This window comes from Campylobacter sp. CCS1377 (genome assembly GCF_040008265.1).
Classification (GTDB): Bacteria; Campylobacterota; Campylobacteria; order Campylobacterales; family Campylobacteraceae; genus Campylobacter_D.
Genome location: NZ_CP155620.1, coordinates 425221 through 437212, shown reverse-complemented (window position 1 = coordinate 437212; position 11992 = coordinate 425221). Strand labels below are relative to the sequence as shown.

Annotated in this window: 7 protein-coding genes; 5 read left to right on the top strand and 2 right to left on the bottom strand. The window is 31.9% G+C overall.

Annotated elements, in window-relative coordinates; genetic code table 11:
• Positions 1-166: 166 nt before the first annotated feature.
• Positions 167-1390, bottom strand: coding sequence for a tyrosine-type recombinase/integrase (locus AAH949_RS02230; protein ID WP_348518849.1), 1224 nt, complete (start codon positions 1388-1390; stop codon positions 167-169).
• A 158-nt stretch (positions 1391-1548) separates the two neighbouring features.
• Here AAH949_RS02230 and AAH949_RS02225 point away from each other — a divergent pair, with 158 nt between their 5' ends.
• The 5 genes from AAH949_RS02225 (at position 1549) to AAH949_RS02205 (ending at position 10877) form a co-directional block, all read left to right on the top strand.
• Positions 1549-3306, top strand: coding sequence for a flagellin (locus tag AAH949_RS02225; RefSeq protein ID WP_348518848.1), 1758 nt, complete (start codon positions 1549-1551; stop codon positions 3304-3306).
• 569 nt (positions 3307-3875) lie between these two features.
• Complete coding sequence (locus AAH949_RS02220) at positions 3876-5747, top strand: flagellin (protein ID WP_348518847.1); 1872 nt, start codon at positions 3876-3878, stop codon at positions 5745-5747.
• 113 nt (positions 5748-5860) lie between these two features.
• A complete protein-coding gene (locus AAH949_RS02215; RefSeq protein WP_134237739.1) occupies positions 5861-7114 on the top strand; it encodes a TolC family protein in 1254 nt (417 codons plus the stop codon).
• Positions 7111-7854 (top strand): efflux RND transporter periplasmic adaptor subunit, encoded by a 744-nt coding sequence (locus AAH949_RS02210; RefSeq protein WP_348518846.1) that lies wholly within the window; start codon positions 7111-7113, stop codon positions 7852-7854. The genes AAH949_RS02215 and AAH949_RS02210 overlap by 4 nt, the downstream gene beginning before the upstream one ends.
• Positions 7854-10877 (top strand): efflux RND transporter permease subunit, encoded by a 3024-nt coding sequence (locus AAH949_RS02205; protein WP_348518845.1) that lies wholly within the window; start codon positions 7854-7856, stop codon positions 10875-10877. Before AAH949_RS02210 ends, AAH949_RS02205 begins: the two co-directional genes overlap by 1 nt.
• Positions 10878-10915: 38 nt before the next feature.
• Here the strand turns inward: AAH949_RS02205 and serC are convergent, their stop codons facing one another.
• Complete coding sequence (gene serC / locus AAH949_RS02200; RefSeq protein WP_348518844.1) at positions 10916-11992, bottom strand: phosphoserine transaminase; 1077 nt, start codon at positions 11990-11992, stop codon at positions 10916-10918.

Below are 11992 nucleotides of genomic sequence, written 5' to 3'. Positions count from 1 at the left end.
TTGGATATTTTTTATAATTTTTTATCAAAGCAAGTAAAAATAGATGTTTGAAAAGTTTTTTTGGAATTTTCATATCAAAAAAGTCAATAAAAAAGTCAATAAAATTTAACAATTTGGCTAGAAAAATGACTTGCTTGTGTTGTCAAAATCTAGCATTAGTAAGGTTTTAGTGTCTGTCTTTAATATTTTGGTGATTTTTGTTTGATTTATTTGTAAATAATTCATCAATTTTTTCATCCCACGCAATGATACTTTGTAAATAATCGCCCCACCACTGCATTAATTTTGCTTTTGCTTTTAAATTTAAGGCATGATTGTAGCTTGCTTTTACTTTGTTTAATTCACTATGTGCAAGACATTGTTCTATAATATCACTTGAAATTTTATGTTTAAAACGATACTCGTGAGCTAAGGTACTAAACATTGCACGAAAACCGTGAGGTGTAAATTCATCTCCTGTATAACCAAGACTTTTAAACATCATACGCATGGTATTTTCTCCAAGAATTCCATCGTAACTGTTTGGACTTGAAAAAAGGTATTTTTTGGAAGCAAAAGTTTTGTAGCGTTTTAGTATATCGATAAGTTGAGAATTTAAGCTAATGTTGTGATTTTTTCTTGCTTTCATTTTAAAGGCTGGGATATGCCAAATTTGATTTTTCAAATCAAGCTCGCTCCATTTGCAAGTGCGGATATTAAATGCTCTTTGAACACTTAACATACACATAAGAGTTGCGACTTTAACTTCCAAACTTCCTTTATAAGAAAATATAGAAAGCAGTAATTTTTTTATGGAATTTTTATCCAATAAAGTGGCATAATGTTTGGTATGGCGTTTGATGATTAAATCTTTGCGTGAAAGATTATTCATAGGATTATTTGCAATAAGTCCTTTCATCATAGCAAAACGAAAAATTTCATTTAATATAGAAAAAAATTTACTCGCACTTTCTTTTATACCTTTTTTTCTAAAAAGCTCAAAACTTTTTAATAAATCCAATGTGCTAATTTTGTCTATTTCATAGTTTCCATAAAAAACAAAAGCAAAACGCTTAAGCAAGCTTAGTAAAGATTGATAAGTTTTATCTGTAACTTGTTTTTGTTTTGTTTGCATTTTTTCTAAAGCAAGGGTTTGGAATGTTGTTTTTGAAATATCTTTAAGCAATGTCTTTTTAAGTATATTGCGTTGATTTCTTGCAAATTTAAGATTTATTAATGGATGTTTGCCTAGACTTTTCCTTTTGTATTTAAGAGTTTTTGTGCATTTGTAATTGTAAAAAAATGTTTTTGTTCCACTAGGATAAATGCAGAGTAAAAGATTGTCCTTATCTGCAACATAATATTTTACATCCTTTGGCTTTAAACCCCTTATTTTTCTTTCATTTAGCATAATAATCCTTTTAAAATAAAGTCAATAAAAAAGTCAATAGTATAAAAATTCTTTGGCTTAAATTTTTGAAATTTTTAAAGCAAAAAAGGGCTTTTGCTGGAAGTGCTTAGTAAAATGTAGGTCTTCGAATCAACTCTGCAGCAGATGATGCGTCAGGTATGGCTATCGCAGACAGTTTAAGAACTCAAGCTTCTACTTTAGGACAAGCGATTAACAATGGTAATGATGCAGCAAGTATCTTACAAACTGCTGATAAAGCTATGGATGAGCAGTTAAAAATCTTAGATACCATCAAAGTTAAAGCAACTCAAGCAGCACAAGATGGACAAAGTGCTAAAACAAGAAATATGCTTCAAGCTGATATCAATCGTTTGATGGAAGAGCTTGATAACATTGCTAATACTACTTCTTTTAACGGCAAACAACTTCTAAGTGGTGGTTTTATCAATCAAGAATTCCAAATCGGCGCACAATCAAATCAAAGCATTAAAGCTTCAATCGGAGCTACTCAATCAAGTAAAATTGGTGTAACAAGATTTGAAACAGGAGCTAATGTTATGCAATCAGGCATTGCTTCTATGACTATCAAAAACTACAATGGTATAGATGATTTTAAATTCCAAGATGTAGTGATTTCAACTTCTGTTGGAACTGGACTTGGAGCTTTGGCTGAAGAGATTAACCGTGTGGCTGATAGAACAGGTGTTAGAGCTAGTTTTAATGTTCAAACTGTGGGTGGGGCAGCTATTCTTAAAGGCTCTACAAGTGATGATTTCTCCATCAATGGTGTAAAAATTGGCAAAATTGATTATGAATCAGGCGATAAAAACGGTTCTTTAGTAAATTCTATCAATGCAGTTAAAGACACTACGGGCGTTGAAGCAGCTTTAAATGAAAACGGACAACTTGTTCTTACTTCAAGAGAAGGTAGGGGTATTAAAATTGAAGGTAGTATCGGTGCTGGTTCTGGTATAGCTGCAAATATGTATGAAAACTATGGTCGTCTTTCTTTAGTAAAAAACGATGGTAGAGATATAGCTATCTCTGGGACTGGTTTTGGTTTTGAAAATGAAAAACTTGTTTCTCAACAATCAGTATCCTTAAGAGATACTAAAGGACAAATTTCTCAAGAAATCGCTGATGCTATGGGATTTAACTCAAGTAACCGTGTAGGTAGTATCAGAATTGGCGTTAGTTCTATGACGGTACTTGATGGAACAGGTTTAAGTAATGAAAAATCTTTATTACACAGTGCTGGTAGTGGCTTCAGTGCATTTACTATTTCTGGAATTAGTCATTTGGATATGATAGGTCAAGTCATTGATCTTGGACCACAACACAGTGCTTTTAGCGGAGGTGTTAGTGCTTTAGGTCTTGAAGTAGGTAACGGCAAAGGCTTTTCATTTATAAATTCAGCACTATCTCAATTAATGTATTCTAAAATGTATGGAACTCTTACTGGGGCTGCTAAATTTTCAAATGCTGTTGCTATGAGTACAGGGGATATCCAAGTAATCTCTACATTAAGTGCTGCTAATGGTCTTTCTGGCTTATATCAACATCTTGGTTTAAAAGACGGTGAATTAAGAATCGAAAACGTAGGAACAGAACAAACCGCAGGTGTAACAACTTTGAAAGGTGCTATGGCTGTAATGGATGTAGCAGAAACTGCTATCACAAATCTTGATACCATTAGAGCAGATCTTGGTTCTATACAAAATCAAATTTCAGCAACTATCAATAACATTACCGTAACTCAAGTTAATGTTAAATCAGCTGAATCAACCATCAGAGATGTAGACTTTGCAAGTGAGAGTGCAAATTACTCTAAAGCAAATATCTTAGCTCAAAGTGGATCTTATGCACTAGCTCAAGCTAATGCTTCTCAACAAAATGTATTAAGATTATTACAGTAGTAATTTATCTTAATCTTTTTACAAAACTAAACTTTAAGCTTCGTGTGGAATTTCCATACGGAGCTTTTTTATTTAATAGATTTATTTAATGTTTTTGATGAATTTATACTGTATGTTTGTAAAGAAATTTGAATTTTTCAAAAGAAATAAAATGAATAAAGAAGGCATAAAGAAATAAAAATAAAGAAAAGAAATAAAGAAATTTAAATTTTGAAGTCTTCACCCTGCTATTTATGAAGACTTTATGACTTTAAGGACAAACTAAGCAGGGTTACTTTAGAATTCTATAGATTTTTTAAGTAATTAGTTCTTGTTTTAGTTCTTAATGACCAAAACAAGGACAATCAAAGTAATCATAAAAATTATTACTTCTGCCATCTCAACCTCCTTTCAACTTTATTCAAAGTCTTCAGTCGGTTATCCTTAAAGCTTGAAAATTATATAAAAAATTATTTTAGGAAAAGATTAGAAATCAAACTTATAAATTTTGCTTAACTATCCTTAACACTTTTTAAATTTGGAACAAAAATTGCTTTAAAAGAACGAGCAATATTTTGAAAGGATTTAAAATGGGTTTTAGAATAAACACTAACATTGGCGCTTTAAATGCTCATGCCAATGCAACTGTCAACTCACGAGAGCTTGATAAATCTCTATCAAGACTTAGTTCAGGTCTTAGGATTAATTCTGCAGCAGATGATGCATCAGGGATGGCCATCGCAGATAGCTTAAGATCTCAAGCAGCAACCTTAGGACAAGCGATTAACAATGGTAATGATGCCATCGGTATCTTACAAACTGCTGATAAAGCTATGGATGAGCAGTTAAAAATCTTAGATACCATCAAAGTTAAAGCAACTCAAGCAGCACAAGATGGACAAAGCACCAAAACAAGAAATATGCTTCAAGCTGATATCAATCGTTTGATGGAAGAGCTTGATAACATTGCTAATACTACTTCTTTTAACGGCAAACAACTTCTAAGTGGTGGTTTTATCAATCAAGAATTTCAAATTGGTGCACAATCAAATCAAACCATAAAAGCTTCAATCGGAGCTACTCAATCAAGCAAGATTGGTGTAACAAGATTTGAAACAGGAACAAATGTCGTAACTTCTGGAGTTGCTTCTTTAACTATTAAAAATTATAACGGTTTAGAAGACTTTAAATTCCAAGATGTAGTGATTTCAACTTCTGTTGGAACTGGACTTGGAGCTTTGGCTGAAGAGATTAACCGTGTGGCTGATAAAACAGGTGTTCGTGCAACTTACAATGTGCAAACTGTAGGTGGGGCACCGATTATGGAAGGGAAAACCGGAAAAGACTTTGCAATTAATGGTGTAGTTATTGGCGATATTTCTTATATGGCTGGTGATGAAAATGGTGCATTGGTTAATGCAATAAATTCTGTAAAAGACACTACGGGCGTTGAAGCTGCAAGAGATGAAAATGGGAGATTAATTCTTACCTCAAGAGAAGGTAGAGGTATTAAAATCACTGGTGATATGGGAACAGGTACCGGTATAGCTGTAAATATGAGAGAAAACTACGGCCGTCTTTCACTCGTTAAAAACGATGGTAGAGATATAGCTATCTCTGGAACAGGCTTTGGTTTTGAACATGAAAATTTAATTTCTCAAACTTCAGTTTCACTAAGAGACACTAAAGGACAAATTTCTCAAGAAGTAGCCGATGCTATGGGATTTAATGCAATTGATCGTGTAGCGAGTGTAAGAATAGGTGTATCGGGCTTAAGTATTTTAGCAGGAACAGGTTTAAGCAAAATGACTTCTTTGCTCTACTCAGCAGGCAGTGGTTTTAGTGCATTTGTAACCACCGCTGTTTCGATGGTAGGAAATGTTATAGATATAGGACCTTTACATTCTAAATTTGACTCTGGATTTTATTCTGCCGGATCAGGCTTTTCAACACTTAATAATGCCTTTTCAGCGGCTTCTTTTTCAAAAATGTATGCGGTAAATAGCGGAGCTGTTAAATTTTCAGTTGCAATTTCTAAAGTAAATGTTAATGAAGATTTAAAAATTGTTTCAACCATTAGTGCAGGTGGAACTTCAGGTTTATTCTTAGATGGTTTAAAACCAGGCGAGCTTAGAATCGAAAACATCGGCACCCAGCAAACCGCAGGTGTAACAACTTTAAAAGGTGCTATGGCTGTGATGGATATCGTAGAAACTGCGACAATAAATTTAGATCAAATTCGTGCAGACATTGGTTCAGTACAAAATCAACTTCAAGTTACCATCAACAACATTACAGTAACTCAAGTTAATGTTAAATCAGCTGAATCAACCATCAGAGATGTGGATTTTGCGGCAGAAAGTGCAAATTTCTCTAAATACAATATCTTGGCACAAAGCGGATCTTATGCAATGAGTCAAGCAAACGCTGTACAACAAAATGTTTTAAAACTCTTACAATAGATTCTCTTTATAAAATGATTCTAAAATGGCGACAAATGCCATTTTAGAAATTTTTTAAATCTTTTTTAACCTTTTTAAACTATACTAACAAATAAAGCCTTTGAAAGTTATTTATGAAATTTTTAGTTTTTTTACTACCTGTTTTACTATGTGCTTCTAATCTAAAAGATTTTATAGAACTTAGCACACAAAACGAACAATATCTAATTGAAGAATTAAAAAGCCTACAAGCTAGTAAAGAAGAAGAAAAAATTACTAAATCTTATTATCCAAATTTGAGTTTAAATTCAGGCTATATCAGCAATCACAAAGATAGACTTATCATTGATCCCAAAGAAAGCCTCTTTGCACAATTTAGTTTAAATTTTTTGCTTTTAGATGGCGGTGAAAGAAGTGCTAATATCAAAACATTCGAACACAAAAGCAAACTTGCGAAATTAAGAGGAGAACAGAGTAAAAATTATCTTGCATTAAGTGCTAGTGCGTTGTTTTTTAATTATCAAAGTTTAGAAAAAATCATACAAGCTAAAAAACAACAAAGTCTTTATCTTGAAAATACTTTAAGTAGACTAGAGAAATTTCACGAGGCGGGACTAAGCGCAAAAGATGAATTAGAAAGTATTAGAGCTAAATATCATTTAAGTTTATTGGAACTAAGTCAAAACGAATTAAAACTTTTGCAAATTCAAAAAGAAATCAAGCAACTTTTAAAAAAAGATCTTATCCCACAAGGTTTTGCAAATATCAAAGAACCACAAAATATTAAAAGCCAAAATTTAGAACTTGCCATGGCAAAAGAGCAAATTAGTATCTCGCAAGAACAAGTTAATGCCGCAAAATCTTTATATTTTCCTAAAATTTCTTTGCAAAATAATTTTATGCTTTATCAAAACAATTATGAACCCAAAATTCCTAGGCCTTATAAAGATATGGCACAAATGCTAATAGAAGAAAGTGGGCAAAGTAATCAAATCATGCTTGTTCTAGAATGGAAACTTTTTGACTTTGGCGCAAGAAAGCAAAATTTAGAAAGTAAGAGATTAGAAGTACAAATGCAAAATTTAAATTTAAATTATTTAGAAAGAAAAAATACTTTAGAGCTTGATTATTTAAATCAAAATTTAAAAGTTTTAAAACAACAAATTTGGGCACTAAATTCAGCCTTAAATGCCGCACAAATTGCATTTGAAAGTATAGATCAAAAATACAGTAGCGGACTTTGCACCTATATAGAATACCTTGGGGCTTTGCAAACCTTATTTAAAGCGCAAAGTGATTTAGAATTTGCAAAAAATGAATTTGAAATTGCTAAGGCGAATTATTATTTTACCGCTGGTATTGATATTAAAACAAAGGTAGAAGAATGAAAAAAATTATTTTATTTTTAATGAGTGTTTTTTCTTTGCATGCAGAAGAAATTTATGCAAGTTTTGATGTAATAGCTCTAAATTCTAGCAAACTGGCTATTGAAAGCATAGGTATCATTAAAGAAATTAAAGTCGATGTTGCGCAAAAAGTCAAAAAAGGCGAAATTCTACTCACTTTAGACAATACAAGTGAAAAAATAGCCTTACAAAACGCCAAAAACGATCACGAGCTTGCCTTAGTAGCCTTTAATAATGCCAAAAGTCGCTTGGAAAAATTTAAAAAAGTACAAAGTGTGATTGACAAGCAAAGTTATGAAGATATTTTGGCTGAATATGAAAAACAAAGTCTTTTGCTTCAAAAGGCTAAAATCAACATTAAATATTACGAAAATTTATTGGATAAAAAAATACTTAAAGCTCCATATGATGGCATTATTAGTGCAAAATTTAAGGATATTGGAGATGGAGTTGGCGGAGTAAGTCAGCCTTTATTAGAAATCTTTTCCTATCCTGAAGTAAAACTTTTAATTAGTTTTGATGAGCAATACAAAGATAAGGTAAAAATTGGGCAAAATTATATTTATAAAATAGACAAAGAAACTAAAGAATATCAAGGAAAAATCAGCCTAATTTATCCTAGCATTGACACAAAAACAAGAAAAATTTACGCCGAAGTTAGGGCTAGAAATTTAACTCCTGGACTCTTTGGCGAAGGTAGAATTCAAATTAAAGAAAAATAATGTATAAATTTGCCATAAACCGTCCCATTACTGTATTGATGCTCTTTTTGGCTCTTGTGATTTTTGGACTTATTTCAGCTTTTAGTATGAGTGTGAATTTATTCCCCAATGTTAGCATTCCTTTGATTAAAATCACGGTTGAAACCAATGGGGATTTAAACTACATAGAATCAAAAATCACCAAAGAAATAGAAAATGCTCTAAGTGAAATTGATAGCATTAAAACAATCAATTCAGCAAGTTATGATAATTTTAGCATCACTATGGTTGAATTTGAGCTTGATAAAGATTTAGAAATCGCAGCCAATGATGTTAGAGATAAACTTGGGACTCTAAACTTAAACGCCAATGCAAAAGTAGAAAAAGTCGCTTCAGATGCTGGAGCGGCTATTAGTCTTTTTATACATTCAAAAAGCAATGATAGTGTGAAACTTATGCAAAATGTTGATGAAAAAATCAAACCCTTTTTGCAAAGAATTTCTGGCGTAGGTAAAATCGAAGATACTGCTTTTTTAAAGCCACAAATTCGCATTGTTTTAGATCCAAATTTACTGGAAAAATACCATCTTAACGCTTTTGAAGTGGCACAAATGATTAAAAATCAAAATTTCAAACAAGCCTTAGGCGAACTTGAAAATTCCAAAGATACTTTTTTAATTAAAGGCTATTTTGAAGCAAATTCAATCAAAGAATTAGAAGAATTAAGACTAATGAGTGGCGTTTTTCTAAAAGATGTTGCCAAAATCATTCCCCTTTATGAAGACAAAAAACAAAGCGCGATTTACAAAGACAAAGAAGGTGTGGTGCTAGAACTAGGTAAAATCACAAATTATAATACTTTACAACTCATCACTAATGTTAAAAACGCACTGGTAAATTTAGAGCAAATTATCGATGAAGATTTAGAGATTAATATCATTTATGATAAAAGTTTAAATATCCACAAACACTTATTTCAAGTTATTATCGATATGTGTATAGGTATAGCTTTAACTGTAATGATAGTGTTTTTGTTTTTGCGAAATTTAAGCGCGACTTTGATCGCTTGTATCGCCATACCAACTTCTATCATTTCAACCTTTTTTATCATTGATCTTTTGGGCTATGATTTAAACCGCCTTACCTTTATCGCCTTAACTCTAAGCATAGGAATATTTATCGATGATGCTATCGTTGTCATTGAAAATATCGCTAAAAAAATCAAAACCTACCCACCGCTTGAAGCTGCGTTTTTAGGCATTAGCGAAATAGGTTTTAGTGTTTTGAGTATTAGTGTTGTTTTGCTTTGCGTTTTCATACCTATTTCTTATATGAATTCCATTCCTGGTTTGTTTTTTAACACTCTAGGCATTAGCGTAGCTTCTGGCATAGTCATTAGTTTTTTTGTGTCAATCTTACTTATACCAAGTTTAAGTGCAAGATTTTTTAACCCCAAAGAGAGTAAATTTTATCAAAAGAGTGAGAAAATTTTCGAAAAAATAGAACAAAGTTATGAAAAACTACTCTTTGTAATTTTAAAAAATAAAATCAAATTTATACTTAGTAGTTTTGCTTTTATAGCCTTTTGTTTTTTCCTGGCTACTAAAATCGGACTTGATTTTTTACCTATGGAAGATGATAGCGAATTTCAAATACACCTTGAAAGCAAAGAAGATATTTCCTTAGAAGCCATGCAAGAAAAATCTTTAGAAATTCTTTCTTGGATCAAAGCAGATGAAAAGGTTGATTACGCATATTTGCTTGTAGCTTATGATGATGCAAAGGATTCTACAAAGGCAAAAATTTATGTAAAATTAAAAGCATTGGAAAAAAGAAAACAAAGGCAAAGTGAAATTGTAGCAGCTTATAGAGAGAATCTACAAAATTCGGACTTAAAAATCAAAGTTCTTGAAATTCCAAAAATAGAAGGTGCAGGCATAGAATATCCAGTGCAATTTTTAATCTTAGGAGAAGATCTAAACGATATCAAACAAGCAGCCCAAAAAACAAAAGAACTCTTAAAAAGCAATGAAAATATTGTTGATATTGATGATAATCTAGGGGCACAAAAAAATGAAATTGGCATTTATCTTAATAAAGAAAAAGCTAAAAAACTCGATGTAAATCCACAATATCTTGCTATGGTTTTGGCACACTCTTTTGCTGGATTAAATGTAGGAAGTATGGATAATGGCAATACAAAAAATGATATTGTTATCAGTTTTGATAAAAATTACAAGCAAAATTTAGACTCGCTTAAAAGGATAAAAATCAAAAACAATCAAGGTCAAATTTTAGATCTTATCAGCGTTGTAGATATTATCTATAAGCAAAATATCAAGTCAATCAATCGTTATAACAAAAACCGTAGCGTAAAAATTAGTGCTGGAGTTAATGGCATTTCTTTAAGCGAGGTGCAAAATTTGCTTATTTCGCACTCTAAAGAACTTTTAAGCGTGGGTAAGAATTTAAACTATGCTTTTTCAGGTTTTATCAACCTTTTAGATGAAACGGTGCAAGGCTTTGTTTTTTCTATTATTTTAGGAGTTATTTTAATTTATCTGGTCTTAGCTGCACTTTATGAAAGCTTGATTTTACCTCTAGTCATTATGATTACTATGCCTTTAGCATTTGCTGGGACTTGCGTGGGACTTTTTTTAAGCGGAAATAATTTTTCTTTATTTGTTTTAGTTGCCATTATTTTACTTTTTGGTATGGTGGGTAAAAATGCGATTTTGCTTGTAGATTTAGCCAATAAAAAATGCCTTGAAGGAAATGACGGGGATGCAGCTTTGATTTATGCAGGAAAATCAAGACTTAGAGCAATTTTGATGACAACTTTTGCAATGATTTTTGCTATGCTACCTTTGGCTTTCTCAAAGGGCGCAGGATATGAAGCCAATTCACCTATGGCTATTGCGGTAATTTCAGGACTTATTAGCTCGACTATACTTACTTTGCTTGTTGTGCCTGCTTTATTTAAAGCTTGCTTTAGGCTTGATAGTAAATTAAGAAAATTTTATCAAAGAAAGAAATTAGACTGATTTTCCTTTGATTTTTAACCAAAGGAAAATTAAAATTTTTAAGCGTGCTTTTTGGCAAATTCTTTCATAAATTCACATAAAGTTTTTACTTGATCTAAAGTAATGGCATTATAAATACTTGCACGAATTCCACCTAAAAGCCTATGTCCTTTTAAGCCTATCATACCCGCTTCCTCGGCTTCTTTAACAAAAATTGACTCAAGATCAGAACTTTTACTTATATTAAAACTCACATTCATCAAAGAACGGCTATCTGACTTAGCATGACCCTTATAAAAACCTTCACTACTATCAATAGTATCATATAAAAGCTTGGCTTTTTGAGTATTTTTTTCATTGATCTTATCAAGTCCACCTTGATTTAAAAGCCACGCCATTTCAAGATTAAACATATAAATTGCAAAAGTTGGTGGGGTATTAAATAAAGACTGATTTTCCGCATGAACGCTGAATTTTAACATACTAGGGATATTTTTACTTTGACTTCTTTCTAGCATATCTTTGCGGATAAATACACAACTAAGACCAGAAATTCCAGCATTTTTTTGCACTCCACCATAAAAAATCGCAATATTAGAAAAATCCACTTTTCTTGAGAAAAAATCACTTGAAGCATCGACAATTAATGGGGCTTTTGTTTTTGGATACTCTTTATACTGAGTGCCATAAATTGTATTATTTGAACAAATATAAGCATAATCAGCATTATCACTAAATTTCACTTCAGGAATATAACTGAAATTTTTATCCTCACTACTTGCAACCACTTTAACATCAATGCCTAAAATTTGTGCTTCCTTGATGGCTTTTTTGGTCCAAATTCCTGTATTAGCATACTCGCAAACTCCGCCTAAATTTAAATTCATAGGAATCATAGCAAATTGCAAACTTGCCCCACCTTGCAAAAACAAAACCTCATAATCATCACCCAAGCCATAAAGCTCTTTTGCTTTTTGCATAGCACCAAAATGCACTTCTTCAAAAATTTTAGTCCTATGGCTAATCTCCATAATAGAATAACCCTTGCCCTCATAATCCACAAGTTCATTTTGCGCCTTTTGCAAAATTTCCAAAGGTAAAGTTGAAGGCCCTGCACTAAAATTAATTTTTCTCAT